General features: G+C 51.4%; 19 protein-coding genes. 8 read left to right on the plus strand and 11 right to left on the minus strand.

What is annotated here, in order from left to right:
- Positions 1 to 28: 28 nt before the first annotated feature.
- The 4 genes from AADEFJLK_RS26070 to AADEFJLK_RS09565 form a co-directional block, all read right to left on the minus strand.
- Positions 29 to 187, minus strand: a complete 159-nt coding sequence (locus AADEFJLK_RS26070; RefSeq protein WP_103974079.1) for a type II toxin-antitoxin system PemK/MazF family toxin — start codon at positions 185 to 187, stop codon at positions 29 to 31.
- Entirely contained in the window at positions 151 to 618 is a 468-nt protein-coding gene (locus tag AADEFJLK_RS26075; RefSeq protein WP_428839026.1) for a type II toxin-antitoxin system PemK/MazF family toxin, read from the minus strand. Before AADEFJLK_RS26075 ends, AADEFJLK_RS26070 begins: the two co-directional genes overlap by 37 nt.
- The gene (locus tag AADEFJLK_RS09560; protein WP_103974081.1) at positions 593 to 817 is read right to left on the minus strand and encodes a hypothetical protein; all 225 of its coding nucleotides are present in this window, start codon (positions 815 to 817) and stop codon (positions 593 to 595) included. The genes AADEFJLK_RS26075 and AADEFJLK_RS09560 overlap by 26 nt, the downstream gene beginning before the upstream one ends.
- A 314-nt stretch (positions 818 to 1,131) precedes the next feature.
- The gene (locus tag AADEFJLK_RS09565; protein ID WP_103974082.1) at positions 1,132 to 1,698 is read right to left on the minus strand and encodes a Uma2 family endonuclease; all 567 of its coding nucleotides are present in this window, start codon (positions 1,696 to 1,698) and stop codon (positions 1,132 to 1,134) included.
- Between the two features lie 79 nt (positions 1,699 to 1,777).
- Between AADEFJLK_RS09565 and msbA the strand changes: the two genes are divergently transcribed.
- From msbA to AADEFJLK_RS09585, 4 genes are all read left to right on the plus strand, one after another.
- Positions 1,778 to 3,541, plus strand: a complete 1,764-nt coding sequence (gene msbA, locus AADEFJLK_RS09570) for a lipid A export permease/ATP-binding protein MsbA (protein WP_103974083.1) — start codon at positions 1,778 to 1,780, stop codon at positions 3,539 to 3,541.
- Between the two features lie 63 nt (positions 3,542 to 3,604).
- A complete protein-coding gene (locus AADEFJLK_RS09575) occupies positions 3,605 to 4,267 on the plus strand; it encodes a sigma-70 family RNA polymerase sigma factor (RefSeq protein ID WP_088620571.1) in 663 nt (220 codons plus the stop codon).
- Positions 4,268 to 4,282: 15 nt separating this feature from the next.
- Entirely contained in the window at positions 4,283 to 5,110 is an 828-nt protein-coding gene (locus AADEFJLK_RS09580) for a cupin domain-containing protein (RefSeq protein ID WP_088620572.1), read from the plus strand.
- Between the two features lie 273 nt (positions 5,111 to 5,383).
- Positions 5,384 to 6,970, plus strand: coding sequence for an ABC-F family ATPase (locus tag AADEFJLK_RS09585; protein ID WP_088620573.1), 1,587 nt, complete (start codon positions 5,384 to 5,386; stop codon positions 6,968 to 6,970).
- Between the two features lie 76 nt (positions 6,971 to 7,046).
- Here the strand turns inward: AADEFJLK_RS09585 and AADEFJLK_RS09590 are convergent, their stop codons facing one another.
- Positions 7,047 to 7,481, minus strand: a complete 435-nt coding sequence (locus AADEFJLK_RS09590; RefSeq protein ID WP_088620574.1) for a hypothetical protein — start codon at positions 7,479 to 7,481, stop codon at positions 7,047 to 7,049.
- Between the two features lie 288 nt (positions 7,482 to 7,769).
- On the opposite strand from AADEFJLK_RS09590, the gene amoC reads away from it, so the two are divergent.
- The 4 genes from amoC to AADEFJLK_RS09610 all read left to right on the plus strand — a co-directional run bounded on the left by amoC (position 7,770) and on the right by AADEFJLK_RS09610 (position 12,888).
- Complete coding sequence (gene amoC / locus AADEFJLK_RS09595; RefSeq protein ID WP_103974084.1) at positions 7,770 to 8,522, plus strand: bacterial ammonia monooxygenase, subunit AmoC; 753 nt, start codon at positions 7,770 to 7,772, stop codon at positions 8,520 to 8,522.
- Between the two features lie 130 nt (positions 8,523 to 8,652).
- Positions 8,653 to 9,396 carry a bacterial ammonia monooxygenase, subunit AmoA gene (gene amoA, locus AADEFJLK_RS09600; protein WP_088620576.1) on the plus strand — a complete coding sequence of 248 codons (744 nt, stop codon included), beginning with the start codon at positions 8,653 to 8,655 and terminating at the stop codon, positions 9,394 to 9,396.
- Between the two features lie 94 nt (positions 9,397 to 9,490).
- Positions 9,491 to 10,735: a bacterial ammonia monooxygenase, subunit AmoB gene (gene amoB / locus AADEFJLK_RS09605; RefSeq protein WP_103974085.1), complete on the plus strand. Its 1,245-nt coding sequence runs from the start codon at positions 9,491 to 9,493 to the stop codon at positions 10,733 to 10,735.
- A 266-nt stretch (positions 10,736 to 11,001) separates the two neighbouring features.
- Positions 11,002 to 12,888: an ATP-binding cassette domain-containing protein gene (locus tag AADEFJLK_RS09610; protein WP_088620578.1), complete on the plus strand. Its 1,887-nt coding sequence runs from the start codon at positions 11,002 to 11,004 to the stop codon at positions 12,886 to 12,888.
- 74 nt (positions 12,889 to 12,962) lie between these two features.
- Here AADEFJLK_RS09610 and AADEFJLK_RS09615 read toward each other — a convergent pair whose 3' ends face one another.
- From AADEFJLK_RS09615 to AADEFJLK_RS09640, 6 genes are all read right to left on the minus strand, one after another.
- On the minus strand, positions 12,963 to 13,370 hold the full coding sequence (locus tag AADEFJLK_RS09615; RefSeq protein WP_088620579.1) for an ExbD/TolR family protein: 408 nt from the start codon (positions 13,368 to 13,370) through the stop codon (positions 12,963 to 12,965).
- Entirely contained in the window at positions 13,367 to 14,035 is a 669-nt protein-coding gene (locus tag AADEFJLK_RS09620) for a MotA/TolQ/ExbB proton channel family protein (protein WP_088620580.1), read from the minus strand. Before AADEFJLK_RS09620 ends, AADEFJLK_RS09615 begins: the two co-directional genes overlap by 4 nt.
- A 10-nt stretch (positions 14,036 to 14,045) precedes the next feature.
- Entirely contained in the window at positions 14,046 to 14,813 is a 768-nt protein-coding gene (locus AADEFJLK_RS09625) for an energy transducer TonB (protein ID WP_103974086.1), read from the minus strand.
- 255 nt (positions 14,814 to 15,068) lie between these two features.
- Complete coding sequence (locus AADEFJLK_RS09630; RefSeq protein ID WP_103974087.1) at positions 15,069 to 15,512, minus strand: protein tyrosine phosphatase family protein; 444 nt, start codon at positions 15,510 to 15,512, stop codon at positions 15,069 to 15,071.
- A gap of 110 nt (positions 15,513 to 15,622) precedes the next feature.
- Positions 15,623 to 16,150, minus strand: a complete 528-nt coding sequence (locus tag AADEFJLK_RS09635; RefSeq protein WP_103974088.1) for a demethoxyubiquinone hydroxylase family protein — start codon at positions 16,148 to 16,150, stop codon at positions 15,623 to 15,625.
- Positions 16,151 to 16,275: 125 nt separating this feature from the next.
- The gene (locus AADEFJLK_RS09640; protein WP_103974089.1) at positions 16,276 to 16,710 is read right to left on the minus strand and encodes an ABZJ_00895 family protein; all 435 of its coding nucleotides are present in this window, start codon (positions 16,708 to 16,710) and stop codon (positions 16,276 to 16,278) included.
- Between the last annotated feature and the right edge of the window lie 32 nt (positions 16,711 to 16,742).

The following is a 16,742-nucleotide window of genomic DNA, read 5'->3' on the forward strand; positions in this document are numbered from 1 at the left end:
CTATTTGTAGGGCAATTTAGTGATGAAATTAATGTAGGCCTAAAATTTGCGCGATACCTGAAGAGATGGCGGTCAAATCAGATGTTGACAGGTTACCTATTTTGGCGATAAGCCGATCTTTATCCACTGTGCGGAGCTGATCGCATACCGCTACTGAATGGAGTCCTGCCGAAGGTACGGCAACCACCGCTGCGAGACAGGAGTCGAGTAGTCCCCAGAAGCGATAGTGCCTGAGTTTTCACGAAGCGAAGCGGAAGTGAAAATGCAGGCTATACGAAATCGCGTCGAGTCATTGGAGAGCATGTGAGCCACCCCTTGTTGGGTGGCGAGCGAGTGACCAGGACGGCTGGGGCAGCCGAAGGCATAAGCGGTCGCGTGATTTTTGCTGATTGACCGGCAAGGATGCCGAAGCAATCTTTCGCAAAAATAGCGACTCCCCTTTATGGGTGGCCTTGCTTGGGCTGAGCTGGATAATGGCACGACAACTACGGTGCGTCTGGCTTTGTTTAAGGGGTTGACGGTTACTATGACGCTTGGGCGTTGTTTTTTAATTTCACTGCCCCGTGTCGGTTCAAAATCAACCCACCAGATTTTACCGCGTTGCAAAACCGTCTCCAACAGTGCTTTCCCAATCAGCTTCCAGTTCTGCTACAGCAGGGTCGTTGTCAACGGCGATGGCTAACTTAAACAGTTCATCTTCTTGTTCAGCAATGGCTTTGCTGAGCAGGTCGGCAATGAAAGCGCTGCGTAGGCGTTTGGGTACTGTTGATTTAAACCGATTGGCGAGATCGTCAGGTAAATGGACAAGGACTTGCATAAGGCTTTCCTAAAAAGAGTTTAGCGTGGATGGGTTAAGATTATCGCTTTACTGAGCTAAGCAGTATGAGTAAGGAACGTAATCTGTTGAACAGGCGAAAGTACGGCAACCCCCTCCCTCCTGAGCGAAGTCGAAGGGCTCCCCCTTGCCAGGGGGAGGAGCTTTTTCCTCTAACTTTCGCCTGTACGATGGGGAAGCCGTTGGCTCCCTCCCCTGCGAAGGGGAGGGCTGGGGTGGGGTTGAACACGCTGAGGTGCAAAATGAACGCCTACTTAATTTTATGCGCGTTTCTAAGCAGTTGACTTGCGCGTACCTTAAGCCAACACCCCCGCATAAATGTCCTGCACACTCAGGCTGGTATCCACACAAACCAACGGCACTTGGTCGCCCTTGCCGTAAAAGTCTAAAAACCAATCCTGCGGGTTGGCGGGGTTGCGGGTGTATTTTTTGATGCTGTATTTGTTTTGGGCGACCAGACAATATTCTTGTACACTGGGGATGTGTTGGTAAGCGGCCCATTTTTCGCGTTCGTCGGTCAGGGCGGTGGCGGGCGAGAGGATTTCGACGATCAGGCACGGTTCGGTCACGGCATAGCCGTCGGTTTCTTGGCGGCTACAGTCCAGCATCACGTCGGGATAATAATAGGTTTTTTTGTCGGCTATTTTCAGTTTGACAGCACTCATATAGACGCGGCAGGGCGTATTTTTGACCTGTCCATGCAGGAAGCTGACGATATTGCCGCCGATTTGGTTATGCGCCCGGCTGGCTCCGGTCATGGCAAAAATCACCCCATCCACATATTCATGGCGTTCTGGGCTAGTCATTTCCCTTGCCAAATAGTCCGCTTCGCTGAGGTAGGGGATGACGGTATGTGCTAACATATTTTAGGCTCCAAAACGAAAGGTTCGGCTTTTGCTGGCCACATAGGGCGCGATTGCCCGCTATTTTACAATAAACACTATGGACAACACACCCAAGACTAATGCCGAGATTTATAAACGCCTGTTGACCTATGTCAAACCGCATCGGCGGCTATTTATCATCAGTATTTTCGGCTTTCTGATTTATTCCAGTACCCAGCCCCTATTTGCCAGCCTTATCCAACAGATTATCGACACCTTGCAGGCCAAGTCGCGCGAGAAGATGTATTATTTGCCGCTGTTTTTTAGCGGCCTGGTGCTTATGCGCGGGGTCGGCAACTATCTGGGCAACTATTTTCTTGCCAAAGTGTCGCTGAATGTCATCCATACCTTGCGCTGTGAGATTTTTGCCAAATACACGCAATTGCCGACCGCACATTTTGACGACAACAACAGCGGCTACATGATCTCTAGGATTACCCACAACGTCGGCCAAGTCGCCCAAGCCACCACCGACGCGGTGCGTAAAGTGGTGCAGGAGGGTTTGACGGCCTTGGGTCTGCTGATTTATCTGTTTTATATCAACTGGCGGTTGTCGTTGGTGTTTTTGGTGGTCGCGCCCGTTATCGCGTTGCTGGTGAATTATGTCAGCAAACGTTTGCGGATGTTGAGCAAGCGCATCCAAGAATCCATCGGCGACATGACCCATATCACCTCGGAATTGGTCAACGGCCACCGCATTGTCCGCAGTTACGGCGGCGAGGCTTACGAAAAGCAGCGGTTTGTGGAGAGCAGCTTGTATAACCGTCGCCAGTCGCTGAAATCGACCACGACCAGTGCCGTCCATAACCAGGCCATGCAGTTGGTGATTGCCATCGCCTTGGCCGTTTTAATGTATATGGCCTTGTTTTTTATGGAAGAGTCCAGTGTCGGCACCTTTGTCGCCTATCTGACTGCGGCCTTCTTGTTGCCCAGGCCGTTCCGGCAATTGAGCGATGCCAACAGTGACATCCAGCGCGGCATTGTCGCCGCCGAGTCTTTGTTTGAGATTTTAGATACCGCCAGCGAGCCGGATGACGGACAGTACCGGAAAGACCGCTGCCAAGGCGCGTTGGAGTTTAAAAACTTGACCTTTTACTATGCGGGCGCGGCCGAACCCGCGTTGCGTGACATCAGCTTTAAGGCCGAACCCGGCCAGACCATTGCCTTGGTCGGCGCGTCCGGCGGCGGCAAAAGCACCTTGGTGAACTTGGTGTCGCGGTTTTATCCGCACGACCAAGGGCAGATTTTGCTGGACGGCGTGGAAGTCAATGACTATCAGTTGGCCAACCTGCGCGAGCATATTGCCTTGGTGAACCAGCAAGTCATCCTGTTTAATGACTCCATAGCCAACAACATCGCTTATGGGGCGTTGGCGGGGGCGGCGCGGAGTGCGATTACGCAAGCCGCCACCGACGCTTATGCGATGGAGTTTGTCGGTAAGCTGGAGCAGGGGCTGGACACCGAAATCGGCGAAAATGGCGTAAAACTGTCGGGTGGCCAACGCCAACGTTTGGCGTTGGCGCGGGCATTGTTGAAAGACGCGCCGATTTTGATTTTGGACGAGGCGACTTCGGCGCTAGATACCGAATCCGAGCGTTATATCCAAGCCGCCCTGCAAAAAGTCATGGGCAACCGTACCACCTTGGTCATCGCCCACCGTTTATCGACGATAGAGAATGCCGATATGATTTTGGTGATGGAGCAAGGGCGTATCGTCGAACGCGGCACACACAGCGGCTTATTAGCCAAAAATGGCGCGTATGCCCGGCTTCATGCCATGCAGTTTAAGGAAATGCCGGAAGCGGTGCCATCGCTATCATAATTTTTTGGGGGTAGCTGCATCCAGTCACCCAGTCTTTGCGTAGATAAGGTTAACGATAACACGATGAGCGGAACTTCCGGCACAGACAGAGACGAGCTGATGGATACTTACCTTACCGATGCCCCTATCTCAGGTGCTGGAGCGGCGTTGCCGGGTAGTGTGGCGATGGTCACGCCTGATGAGCTGTATTTACAGGATTTGTTAGGCCGCATTGTTGACCAAGACCAACGCGCTTTCGCCGCTTTGTATGAGCAGTTATTGGAGCGGGTCTATGGCTTGGTTTTGCGGATTACCCGCCATGTCCAGCTGGCCGAAGAAGTGACCGAAGATGCGTTTTGGCAAGTCTGGCGGCAAGCCCCGCGTTTTGATGCCGAACGCGGCAGTGTCGTGGCGTGGGTGCTGACCATTGCCCGCAGCCGCGCCTTGGACGCGCTCCGCCGCCTAGATAGCGTTGACTATGCCGAAACGGCGGACGACTTGGAAGACGTGTTGGGCGATAACCCCCACGATTTGCTGGTGGCGGTCGAAACGGGCAGCCAACTTCATGCGGCGCTGCAACACTTGTCGCCTTTGCCTAGGCAATTAGTGGCCTTGGCATTTTTTCGCGGCCTCAGCCACGAAGAAATCGCCAATTACATGGATTTGCCCTTAGGGACGGTAAAATCACACATCCGCCGCGCCCTGGTCAGCCTTAAGCAAACCCTGGCAGAATCTGCCTATTATTGATTGACTGTAACGATTATGACTAGCAAAACCGACCCCTCCGATTCCGACCTTGCCCCCGCCGAATGGGCGCATTTGCTGGGCGGGCATATTGCCCCGGTCAGGCCGGCACCCGACCGTCAACAGGGCCTAAGCCGCCGCTTGCAAGAGCGGGTCGCTTTGAGCGCCGCCGCGCACCAGCATTTTCTGACGGTCAGAGCCAAGCACGGCGTTTGGCAAACCCTCAAACCGGGTATCCGTTTCAAATTGCTTTGGCAAAGCGACCAAGGCAACTCGGTATTGATTGAGCTGGCACCGGGTACAGCCCTGCCCGAACACCGCCATCAATGGTTGGAAGAAGGCCTTATTTTGCGCGGTGGCCTGCAAATAGACGGCTTGGAACTGGGCGTGGCCGATTATCATGCCGCCCCGGCGGGTAGCCATCATGGCCGCATCCAATCGCGTCAAGGGGCTTTGGCGTATTTGCGCGGCACGTCGCTAGGGCATCCCCCGTCCGTCGCGCTGGAAGTGTTGGGCGGCCTGTTGCCGTTTGGCGACCGTCTGGCACATACCGTCTTTGCCGCTGACGGGCAGGGCTGGCAAACAATCGCTGACGGCGTATCCCAAAAAATTCTTCAGGCCGACCAGCGGCTGTCGTCCGCCCTGTTCCGTTTAGCGCCCGGCGCGGCCGTTATGGCGCACGGCCATCCCTTGCCCGAAGAATGTATGATGCTCAGCGGCGAGGTGTTTTTGGGCGATATTTTACTGCGCGAAGGCGATTACCAACTCGCGCCCGCCGGCATCGGCCATGGCGAGGTCTACAGCGATGTCGGGGCGTTGCTGTTCCGGCGCGGTGCGGTCGCTTAAGGCCACTCATCACATTGTCATAAAACTACGCTACTCTAAACGCCGCCGTTTCCGTTTGCATCTTAGCCTCCGCTACGAAGTTCACGGAAACACCGCTTAAGAAAGCGTCGTGCCTCATGGTGGGCCGACGTTGTGCCGACAGGTCGCCGCGTGTGCGCAAAACCCCTATTTCGTCGTTTTCAGCGGATTATTCTGCCGATATTCCCCCCGTTTGCCCCAACATTACGCTAAACTATACCCCCTAACACTTCAACCCACTCTCGGAACACCATTTTGATCTCTACAGCTAACATCACCATGCAGTTTGGGGCCAAGCCCCTGTTTGAAAACGTCTCTGTCAAATTCGGCGACGGCAACCGTTACGGCTTGATCGGCGCGAACGGCTGCGGCAAATCCACCTTTATGAAAATCCTCAGCGGCGATCTGGAGCCGAGCGCGGGTAACGTCAGCGTCACCCCTAACGAACGCCTGGGCAATTTACGCCAAGACCAATTCGCCTTTGAAGACTATAGCGTCATCGATACCGTGATTATGGGCCATAAGGAACTTTGGCAGGTCAAGCAAGAGCGTGACCGGATTTACGCCTTGCCGGAAATGTCCGAAGACGAAGGGATGCAAGTGGCCGAGCTGGAAGTGGAATTCGCCGAAATGGACGGCTACACCGCCGAATCGCGGGCAGGGGAAATCCTGTTGGGGCTGGATATTCCCCTAGAACAGCATTATGGCCTAATGAGCGCGGTCGCCCCGGGCTGGAAATTGCGGGTCTTGCTGGCGCAAGCCCTGTTCGCCAATCCTGATATTATGCTGTTGGACGAGCCGACCAACAACTTGGACATCAACACCATCCGCTGGTTGGAAAACATCCTCAACGAGCGCAACTGCACCATGGTCATCATCTCGCATGACCGCCATTTCTTAAACAGCGTCTGCACCCACATGGCCGACATGGATTATGGCGAACTGCGCGTGTATCCCGGCAATTACGACGATTACATGATTGCCGTCACTGAAGTGCGCGAACGCCTGTTGGCGGGCAATGCCAAGAAAAAGGCGCAAATTGCCGAATTACAGACCTTCGTCAGCCGTTTTTCCGCCAACGCTTCCAAAGCCAAGCAGGCCACCTCCCGCGCCAAGCAATTGGATAAAATCAAGCTGGATGAAGTCAAGCCCTCCAGCCGCGTCAACCCCTTCATCCGCTTTGACCAGAGCAAAAAGCTGCACCGTTTGGCCTTGGAAGTGGAAGGCGTGGCAAAAGGTTACGGCGACGGCCCGCTGTTCCAAAAGCTCAACCTGATGATCGCCGTCGGCGAACGGGTCGCGGTTATCGGTCCGAACGGTATCGGTAAATCGACCTTATTGAAAACCTTGGTCGGTGAGCTGGCCCCGGATGCCGGGGTGGTCAAGTGGTCGGAAAACGCCGAAGTCGGCTATTTTGCCCAAGACCATGCCGAGGATTTTGCCGACAATATGACCTTAATCGAATGGATGGGGCAATGGCGCAAAGACAGCGACGACGACCAGACCATCCGTGGCACCTTAGGGCGGCTGCTGTTTTCGCAAGACGACATCAACAAATCCGTACAGGTGTTATCGGGCGGGGAAAAGGGGCGGATGCTGTTCGGCAAGCTGATCCTGCAAAAAAACAACATCATGGTGCTGGACGAACCGACCAACCATTTGGACATGGAGTCGATTGAGTCGCTGAACACCGCGTTGGAAAACTATCCGGGCACGTTGATCTTCGTCAGCCATGACCGCGAATTTGTCTCGTCGCTGGCGACCCGCATCATCGAACTGACCCCACAGGGTATCGTCGACTTTAACGGCAGCTACGATGATTATCTGAGCAGCCAAGCCTAAAAAAATAGCCGGACGGGTGCTTTTGCTAAGCACCTGTCCGGCTAGCGTCTAAAAGCCTAAGCGGGCCGCTGGGCCGTTAAATTTTTTCTAAACCTGACAGGCCGTCGACCGACCAGTTTTTAATGTCGGCAACACCTTCTTGGTCATCACCGTTATTGTAAGTGATCCGGCAGGCATACTTATGGGCGCCGCTGGCGGTGGTCACTTCGGCGTTAATGACATATTGATAATTGCCCAAGCTCCAAGCGTTGATCGGTTTGGCCGGAAAAGTGATGGTGGTGTTTGGGTCAAGTGTCGATTTTATATAGGTATTGCAGTTGTTAAAAGCCAATTCGGTCAGGTGTGTCGAAATGGGTAACTGGCTGGCCTTGTCATTGCTGTCGACCAAAAACAGGTCGGATTTAATGATGTCATATACAAAGGGCATGACTACTTTTTGTTGGGTCAGAAACAGCGTGCAAAGGCCGATGATCAATACGACAGTTGGGTACTTTTTGAGAAAGTTTTTCATAAAATTAGTTTTTCTTAAGGCGATATAAAATTAAAGTCATCTACGGAATTTTAACAGACATCAATATCTTAAGAGGAAGTATATTTTTAGCAAATATAAATTGTCACGACCGAAAGCATTTTCTGCAATGATTGGGCTTGACAAGGTTAGCCGAACTGGTAGACTGATTACTCACCAAATAGAGTTGGTGTCTTTCTTAATAGTAGCACTATGAGATTGGGCAAAAGGGAATTGTTACTACGATTCTTGGATAACCTCTGAGATTTTAATAATTTTTAGGAGATAGAAATGGCAGCTACAACTGAATCAGTGAAAGCTGATGCTGCGGAAGCACCGCTGTTAAATAAAAAGAATATGTATCTAGGCGCTTTAGTCTATATCATTTTCTACGGTTGGGTTCGTTGGTATGAAGGCGTCTACGGCTGGTCAGCTGGTCTGGACTCTTTTGCCCCTGAGTTTGAAACATACTGGATGAACTTCCTGTACATCGAGTTCGTATTAGAAGTTTCTACCGCAGGTATCCTGTGGGGTTACATCTGGAAAACCCGTGACCGTAAAGTTATGTCAATTACTCCAAGAGAAGAATTGAGAAGACATTTTACACATTGGGTTTGGTTGGTAATGTACGGCATCGCTATCTACTACGGCGCTAGCTACTTCACCGAACAAGACGGTACTTGGCATCAAACTATCGTTCGTGACACTGACTTCACTCCAAGTCACATCATCGAATTCTACTTGAGCTACCCAATCTACATCATCACTGGTGGTGCAGCTTTCTTGTATGCTAAAACCAGATTGCCAGCTTACCAACAAGGTTTGTCTCTGCAATACTTGGTATCAGTAGTTGGTCCTTTCATGATTCTGCCTAACGTAGGTTTGAACGAATGGGGTCACACTTTCTGGTTCATGGAAGAATTGTTTGTTGCTCCTTTACATTACGGCTTCGTATTCTTCGGATGGGCTGCTCTGGGTGTAATGGGCGTTGTAAACACAGAAGTTGCTTCAATTGCAAAACTGTTGAAAAAAGACTTGGCATAATCTGCCCCGTCTGAAAAACATTTATAAAAGTAAACAAATCTATCTCCTAAAATGAACGCCGCCAAGGCGGCGGGCATGAGAGAAGATAGCATTTATAAAAATAATTTAAATCCTTTTAGGAGGTAAGCTAATGAGCGCATCTCAATCAGCTGTACGTTCACGCGCTGAAGCGGTAAAAGCTTCACGTACGTTCGATTGGCTAATCTGTTTTACATTGTTCTTCGTTGTTCTTGGTGGTTATCACATTCACTATATGTTAACCGGCGGTGACTGGGATTTCTGGACTGACTGGAAAGATAGACGTCTGTGGGTTACTGTTGCCCCTATCGTTGCAATTACTTTCCCAGCTGCTGTACAAGCTATGTTGTGGTGGCGTTACCGTTTACCTTTCGGTGCTGTTCTTTGCATCTTAGGCCTGCTGTTAGGCGAATGGATCAACAGATACCTGAACTTCTGGGGCTGGACATACTTCCCAGTTAACTTCGTATTCCCTTCTAACCTGATGCCAGGCGCTATCGTTCTTGACGTTATCCTGATGCTGTCTAACAGCATGGTATTGACAGCGGTTCTGGGCGGTTTGAGCTTCGGTCTGTTGTTCTACCCAGGTAACTGGCCAATCATTGCTCCATTACATGTTCCTGTTGAATACAACGGCATGATGATGACTTTGGCTGACTTACAAGGTTACCACTACGTTAGAACTGGTACTCCTGAGTACATCAGAATGGTTGAGAAAGGTACACTGAGAACTTTCGGTAAAGACGTTGCTCCAGTATCAGCGTTCTTCTCTGGTTTCATGAGTATCTTAATTTACTTCATTTGGCATTTCTTCGGTCAATGGTTCAACAAGACTGATTTTGTTAAATCTGCTTAAGAACCAATAATTATGACCTAGTGGCTTAAATTGAAAAAATTAACAGCACTAGATACTTAACAAACTATAGATTCTCTATTATAGAGGAGGATATATGAAATTATTAAAAGACAAGGTTGCTAAATTGTCCTTTGTCGCATTGCTGGCTACTGTAACAGCATCGATGTTCTACACACCAACTGCTGCTGCACACGGTGAAAAATCTCAAGCTGCGTTCATGCGTATGCGGACTATCCACTGGTTCGATTTGAACTGGTCGAAAGAAGAAGTGCCTGTTAACGACACTATGACTATCTCCGGAAAATTCTTCGTTTTCAGCGGATGGCCAGAAACTGTTGATAAACCAGAAATTTCTTTCTTGAACATCGGTATCCCAGGCCCAGTATTTATCCGTGCCGGATCTTGGATCGGTGGTCAATTGGTTCCACGTTCAGTTTCTTTGGAACTGGGCGAAACTTATGACTTCAAAGTCCTATTAAAAGCTCGTCGTCCAGGTGACTGGCACGTTCACACTATGTTGAACGTGAAAGGCGGTGGTCCAATCATTGGTCCAGGTAAATGGGTAACTGTTACCGGTTCTATGAAAGACTTCAAAAACCCGATTACTACTTTGACAGGCGAAACTATCGACCTGGAAACTTACAATCTGGACAACACTTACTTCTGGCACGCCTTCTGGTATGCTTTAGGTTTGGCTTGGATGGGCTATTGGATGAAAAAACCAATGTTCGTTCCACGTTCTATCGCTGTTGAATCTGGCAAAGCTGACTCTTTAATCAGCAGCACAGACAGAAAAGTAGCAATGGGCTTTGCCGCTGGTACAATCGCTATCGTTGCTATGTCAATGAGCACTACCAACGAAAAATTCCCTGTTACTACTCCATTACAAGCTGGTTTGCTGCGTGGCATCAAATCAATTGAAATGCCTGTAACATCAGTTGCTGTTAAAGTTGAAGACGCTACTTACCGCGTACCAGGCCGTGCAATGCAAATGACTTTGACCATTACTAACAACGGTGATTCCGCTGTTCGTTTGGGCGAATTCAACACTGCTGGCGTTCGTTTCTTAGACTCTAACGTTGCTCAAGACGAAACTGGTTACCCAGACGACTTGTTGGCTGAAGAAGGTTTGACTGTTAGCGATAACAGCCCACTGGCTCCAGGTCAATCAAGAACTGTTCAAGTAACTGCTTCTGACGCTGCATGGGAAGTTTACCGTTTAGCCGACTTGATCTACGATCCAGATAGCCGTTTTGCTGGTTTGTTGTTCTTCTATGATGAAGCTGGTAAACGTCAATTGATCACTATTGACGCTCCATTAATTCCTACTTTCATCTAAGCTTAGCAATAACTTAGTTTAAGAGTTAAGAATTGGAACCCCTGCCGGTTGTAAGACTGGCAGGGGTTTTTTATTGTGTGCCATTTGGCCAACTAGGCTAGTCCGCTAGGATGCTAAACCTAATGGCTGTTAATATAAGGGCTTATTTTTCAGGCAACGGTTTTGCCGTTACTTGGCAAATACACCTTTTTCCAGCGGATACAACGCGTGACCCCCTCCTGTTTTAGGTTTGACCCACCTTCCATACTACATTTTAAAACGCTCCCATGCTAAATTTTAAAAATATCGCCTTACGCCGAGGCGTAAAGGTTTTGTTTGCCAATTCCTCGTTTACCCTGCATAAAGGCCAAAAAATTGGCTTTACTGGGGCGAACGGTGCGGGTAAATCCAGTTTGTTTGCTATGGTCAGAAACGAACTGCACCCCGATGAGGGCGAGTTTTCCATGCCGCCCAATTTGGAAATCGCCCATGTCGCCCAAGAAACCCCGGCCATGGCCAGTGCCGCGATTGATTACGTCATAGACGGCGATGCCGAGTTACGGCGGGTACAACAGCGTTTAGCGGCGGCGGAAGCCGCTAATGACGGCTTAAAACAAGCCGAACTGCACACCTTATTGGAAACCATCGGTGGCTATACCGCCCAGGCCCGTGCGGCGCGGCTAATGAACGGCTTGGGCTTTACGGTAGACCAAGAGGGTAATGCGGTCAGTTCGTTTTCGGGCGGTTGGCGGATGCGTTTGAATTTGGCGCAAGCGTTAATGTGCCGCTCAGATGTGTTATTGCTGGACGAGCCGACCAACCATTTGGATCTGGATGCGGTGATCTGGTTGCAAGATTGGTTATGCAAATATCCCGGCACTTTATTGCTGATTTCCCATGACCGGGATTTTCTCGACACCATCACCGACCATATTGTCCATATCGAGCACAATAAAGCCGACATTTATACCGGCAATTATTCCGCTTTTGAAAAAATGCGTGCCGAAAAATTGGCGCAGCAACAATCCGCCTATTTAAAGCAACAGCGCGAAATTGCCCATATCCAAAGCTTTGTTGACCGATTTAAGGCACAGGCGACGAAAGCGCGGCAAGCGCAAAGCCGTATTAAAGCCTTAGAGCGTATGGAATTGATCGCTCAAGCCCATGTCGATTCGCCGTTTGATTTTAGTTTCCCTGCGCTGGGCAGAATGCCCAACCCTTTGTTGAAAATTGATAAGGCGACGCTAGGTTATGGCGATAAGACCATTATCAAACAAGTCAGCTTGGCGATTGCTCCGGGCGACCGGATTGGCTTATTGGGGCCGAACGGGGCGGGTAAATCGACGTTGATAAAACTGTTGGCGGGCGATATGGCGGCGCAAACCGGGACGCGTCTGCCGGCAGAGGGCTTAAAAATCGGTTATTTTGCCCAGCACCAATTGGAACAGCTTCGCCTGGATGAAAGCCCGTTATGGCATTTGCAACAGCTTAACAAGCAAGCCACCGAAAAAGACCTGCGCAATTTCTTGGGCGGTTTCGATTTTCAAGGCGATAAAGTGATGGAGGCGGTCAAGCCGTTTTCGGGTGGGGAAAAAGCCCGCTTGGTGTTGGCGATTTTGGTGTACCAAAACCCGAATCTGCTCTTACTGGATGAGCCGACCAACCATTTGGATTTGGAAATGCGCCACGCCTTAAGCGTAGCTTTGCAGGACTTCCAAGGGGCGATGGTCGTCGTCTCGCATGACCGCCACTTATTGCGCTCGGTCACTGACCAATTGCTGTTGGTTGCCGATGGCAAAGTGCAAAATTTTGACGGCGACCTTGACGATTACCGGAACTGGTTAACTGAGCAGAAGAAAGCCGAAGAAAAAACCGTCGCCACCGATACCGCCGCGACAGTGTCGCGCAAAGACCAACGCAAATTGGATGCGGAACGCCGCCAACGTCACAAGCCCTTATACGATGCTTTGAAAAAAGCCGAGCTGGCTGTGGAAAAATACCATAAGGAACAGCAGCAATTAGTCCAGCAATTGGCCGACCCGGCACTTTATGACGATGCTGCCAAAGGCCGTCTGAAAGCCTTGCTGGAAAGTAAGGTGAAAGTGGATAAGGCCTTGGAAGAGGCGGAGATGCTGTGGATGGAAGCACAAGAGCAGGTGGAGGCGGCGCAGTAAGGCTGGAGCGCGGGCATCTTGCCCGCACGCAGGCGGGCAAGATGCCCGCGCTCCACGAGCGTAACGCCTTGCTCTTATTCTTTAGTGATAAACGCCAGTTTGTTAATTCCGGCTTTGTGTGCCACCGCCATGGCTTCGGCGACTTTGCCGTAAGGGACGGCGGTGTCGGCTTGGAACTGTACGGTCAGCTCGGCATCAGCGCTGTGCAAGTCGCGCAGTTGCTGCTCCAATGCCGCCAAGACTTGCGGTTTTTCATTCACAGTCAGGTTGCCTTGGGCATCAATGCTGATGGTCGCCAGATGCTTATCCGGCGCAGGGTCGGTCTTTTCGGTTTTGGGCAGGTCGACATGCACCGCTTGGGTCAATAAAGGGGCGGTGACGATAAACACGACTAACAGCACCAGCATGACATCGACCAGCGGGGTGACGTTAATTTCGCTCATCGCTTCGCGGTCGGACGAGGAATCGGTTTTAAAGCTCATGATACCTCTCCTGCACTGGCTTTCAGGCCGGATTTGACCGCCAAATTAAGAAAATCAATGGCGAAGTATTCCAGTTCGGCTTCGGTCAGCTTAATGGTGCGGATGAAAAAGTTATAGGCCAATACCGCCGGAATGGCGGCGGCAATACCGATGGCGGTGGCGATTAAGGCTTCGCCGATGGGGCCGGCCACCACGTCCAAGCTGGCCGATTTGGCTTGGCCTATGGATTGCAGGGCGTGCATAATCCCCCAGACCGTACCGAACAGGCCGACAAACGGCGCGGTGCTGCCGATACTGGCGAGCATGGATAACCATTGCTCCAAGGTTTTGCGCTCTTTGCTGATTTGTTGGCGTAAGGAACGCTCTAAAATGGATTGCAGGTCTCCGCTGAGCACTAGCATGGAGGCGACATTGTTATGGACATCGCTTAAGGCATGAAAACCCGCCCCGGCGATACGCCCTAAGGCGCTGTTGGTTTGCTCAAGCTGCGCCGCCGCCTGTAAGGTGCTGGCCGCCCAAAATTGTTCGGCATAAGCGCGGTTATTACGGTTAATCCCCCAGATCAGCCAGCTTTTTAAGAAAATGATGGCCCAGGTCAGTACCGAAAAACCAATCAGTATCCATAAGGTGATTTGGACAATGTTGGCGGAAGAAATGTGTATCATGAGCTTTCCTTTAAGATTTTAATTTGAATGAAATAGGTACGCGTACCCAATCCTCAACGGTTTTATCGCCCCGGTGCGCGGGTATGAAATGCCATTCCTTGACTTGTTCAACCGCCGATTCATCGAGGATTTCGTGGCCGCTGCCGCTGACAATCTGAATCTCCCCCGCTCTGCCGTCCGCTAAGACCTTCACTTTTAAGGTGACCGTGCCTTCCCACTGGCGCATTTGCGCAATTTTTGGATACCGGGTCGGCGGATTTTTTAAGCCGGGTGCGGAATAGGCGGCGTTAACTAGCGGCGGTGCGGCGCTAGGGACGGATGTCGGAGCGGCTTTCGCGGGCGCGGGTGCCGGGTTAAACGCAGGTGGGGCGGTGAACCGGGGTAGGCTGTCGGCCTCTGGCACAGTTTCCTTCGGCACAGGTGTGGGTTTAGGTGGTGCGGCTTTTTTCGGCTCGGCGAGTTTGGCCACAGGCTTAGGCTTAGGTGCTGGCTTGGGCTTTTCAGGCGGTTTCGGTAACGGTTTGGCGGGTGTCGGCAACGCCACTGGAGGCGGTGCGGCGGGCGTAACCATCGGTGCTACCGGACTAGGTGCGGCATGGGTTAAGGCGACTTCGATCACCTGGGGCGGCTTAATGTCGGGCAAAGGCTCGGTAGCCATACCTTGCCAAGCCCGCCAAATTTCGCCGTGCAAGGCAATGGAGATCAGGCAAGCCAAAGCCATGGCCCATAGGGGCTGGTTTGGGCGGGAGGGACTGGCGGCAAGGGTTTTGGCGTGCATTTAAGTGCAAAATAGTGATGTAATAAGCGGTGGCTTTACAAGCCGCCGCCCTGTTTTGACAGGGTGAGGACGGCTAATTATATCAGCCAATTGCGCTAAAACGGCAATTGCTTATCAATAGCGGTTCCGTCGCGTCGGCGAGGCAGGCTGTTTCTGCCCAGCAAGCCTCTCGGCTAAACGCTACCTTTGCCAAACCCCACACCCTTAAAGCAGGTCTTTTGGCACTGGCGATAATGAAAAAACGGCTGGCAGGGCTTATGCCACTAAGCACTCGGCAATAAACCGCTCCCAAACCGCATCCGGTTCCCAGATGCCCCGTTGTAACGCGAAAGCGTCCGCCACCGTTTGGCCACCGTACAAATGCCAATATAAACCCAAAAATACCGACACCCGTTTGTTTGCCGCACAATGCACCCACGTTTTGGCTGTCTGGTGCGCCGCCATCGCCGTGCAAAACCGCGCCAAATCCTCACGGGTCGGGGCGGTGAATTGTACGGGGACATGCAGGTAGGCCATTCCCAACGCCTCAACCGTCCTGCGCTCATCCGGCAGAACATAGCGCGGGTCGTCGTGCAAACCAAGGTTGATGACGGTCGAATAGCCGTGGGCGGCTATCTCGGCCAATTGCCGTTCGTCCGGCTGGCCGGAGCTGGCTAGGAGCGGGGAGATTGCCTGGTAATGACAGATGTCGCTTAGCATAAGCGACTAACCTTTAGGTGACATTCCGGCTCGGATATGCCGGAATGGTCTTAAGCACAGGCATAAAGCAGATAAGCCTCTGTTTTATAGTTGGGGCAGGGCTAGCGTAATTACAATTTTTCAGCCAAGTTTTTCGATAACTGCGCCCCGGCCACCGCCATCGGCTCTATATAGGCATCAATCGTTGCCCAACCTAAGGACTGGGCTTGCGCCTGTTCCTTATGCTGCAACTCATCCAACAAGATTTTTTCAATAGCTGCGCTGACTTGCGGATCATGCGCCTGGAAGAATTCACTGGCGGCCAGCAGTTCCTGTTCGACAATCGCCTCAATAATCGCCGTGCTTTTCCAAATCGCCCGCCGCCCTAGTAGCGCGGTAACGACACCGTACAAGATACCGCCTGCACACCATAAGATCGGCAACCCGACCTGTGACGAATTTTTAACCGCCAGCAATTGCCCGAACAGTGCGTAATGCTCCGTCTCATGGCCGTGCATGGCGGTCAATGACGGCACCAAATCAGGGTAACGCCAAGCGGCGACCCAACGGTGTCCCCAATAAACCCCAGTCGCACCTTTTTCACAGGCGTGGATAACCCGCAAATGGCGGCTAAATTGTTTGTTTACCGATAGCATCATGTCACTAAGCCCTTAAAACGAGGCTCAGGGGCTTGCCAAAATCGGCACCGCCGCCTAAACCGATCAATAAACCGCGCACCCAAACGGTTGCGCCCCATTGCCACGCCCAAGCTGTTAACGGCAACTCAGGCCGGGCTGGCGTTTTTTTCGTAGAGTTTGATAAACCAAGAAAAAGCCCACCGAATGGTAAAATAATAAATCCACGTCAGTATCATCCAGCTCAACACAATGACACTTATTATAAGCCTAGAACCTATCGCTTCGCCTAGTTCTTTGATTTCGATAGGGGTAAGCACTAACGCCATATAGGGGACAGCCATTATGACGGAAGCGGCCCAAACACCGATGACCGCAAACCAGCTAAAACGCCGCACTTCGCTGGGGGTCGCTTGGCGGGCATGTTCCTTATAAAAAAACCGGGCAGGCACCGAAGCGGCCACGAAGAGGGAGGCAAATGCAAGGCCGCTACTATGGTTAACATTCAGTGCGGTCATGATACCTATCAGCACGAGGGTGATGACGAGATAGGCGGCGGAAAAAATAAGGGCGAACTTTTTCATAGATTGTAAGGGGGTAAAGGTTTAACAAGCAT

The organism is Methylovulum psychrotolerans, from assembly GCF_002923755.1.
In the GTDB taxonomy this organism is placed as follows: domain Bacteria; phylum Pseudomonadota; class Gammaproteobacteria; order Methylococcales; family Methylomonadaceae; genus Methylovulum; species Methylovulum psychrotolerans.

Excerpts from the sequence above, each read along its gene's own strand:
- AADEFJLK_RS09635 (WP_103974088.1), bottom strand. The coding sequence starts at position 16,150 with ATGATGCTATCGGTAAACAAACAATTTAGCCGCCATTTGCGGGTTATC.
- AADEFJLK_RS09580 (WP_088620572.1), top strand. The coding sequence starts at position 4,283 with ATGACTAGCAAAACCGACCCCTCCGATTCCGACCTTGCCCCCGCCGAA.
- amoB (WP_103974085.1), top strand. The coding sequence starts at position 9,491 with ATGAAATTATTAAAAGACAAGGTTGCTAAATTGTCCTTTGTCGCATTG.
- AADEFJLK_RS09615 (WP_088620579.1), bottom strand. The coding sequence starts at position 13,370 with ATGAGCTTTAAAACCGATTCCTCGTCCGACCGCGAAGCGATGAGCGAA.
- AADEFJLK_RS09640 (WP_103974089.1), bottom strand. The coding sequence starts at position 16,710 with ATGAAAAAGTTCGCCCTTATTTTTTCCGCCGCCTATCTCGTCATCACC.
- amoC (WP_103974084.1), top strand. The coding sequence starts at position 7,770 with ATGGCAGCTACAACTGAATCAGTGAAAGCTGATGCTGCGGAAGCACCG.
- AADEFJLK_RS09630 (WP_103974087.1), bottom strand. The coding sequence starts at position 15,512 with ATGCTAAGCGACATCTGTCATTACCAGGCAATCTCCCCGCTCCTAGCC.
- AADEFJLK_RS09565 (WP_103974082.1), bottom strand. The coding sequence starts at position 1,698 with ATGTTAGCACATACCGTCATCCCCTACCTCAGCGAAGCGGACTATTTG.
- amoA (WP_088620576.1), top strand. The coding sequence starts at position 8,653 with ATGAGCGCATCTCAATCAGCTGTACGTTCACGCGCTGAAGCGGTAAAA.
- AADEFJLK_RS09590 (WP_088620574.1), bottom strand. The coding sequence starts at position 7,481 with ATGAAAAACTTTCTCAAAAAGTACCCAACTGTCGTATTGATCATCGGC.
- AADEFJLK_RS09610 (WP_088620578.1), top strand. The coding sequence starts at position 11,002 with ATGCTAAATTTTAAAAATATCGCCTTACGCCGAGGCGTAAAGGTTTTG.
- msbA (WP_103974083.1), top strand. The coding sequence starts at position 1,778 with ATGGACAACACACCCAAGACTAATGCCGAGATTTATAAACGCCTGTTG.
- AADEFJLK_RS09560 (WP_103974081.1), bottom strand. The coding sequence starts at position 817 with ATGCAAGTCCTTGTCCATTTACCTGACGATCTCGCCAATCGGTTTAAA.
- AADEFJLK_RS09575 (WP_088620571.1), top strand. The coding sequence starts at position 3,605 with ATGAGCGGAACTTCCGGCACAGACAGAGACGAGCTGATGGATACTTAC.
- AADEFJLK_RS09620 (WP_088620580.1), bottom strand. The coding sequence starts at position 14,035 with ATGATACACATTTCTTCCGCCAACATTGTCCAAATCACCTTATGGATA.
- AADEFJLK_RS09625 (WP_103974086.1), bottom strand. The coding sequence starts at position 14,813 with ATGCACGCCAAAACCCTTGCCGCCAGTCCCTCCCGCCCAAACCAGCCC.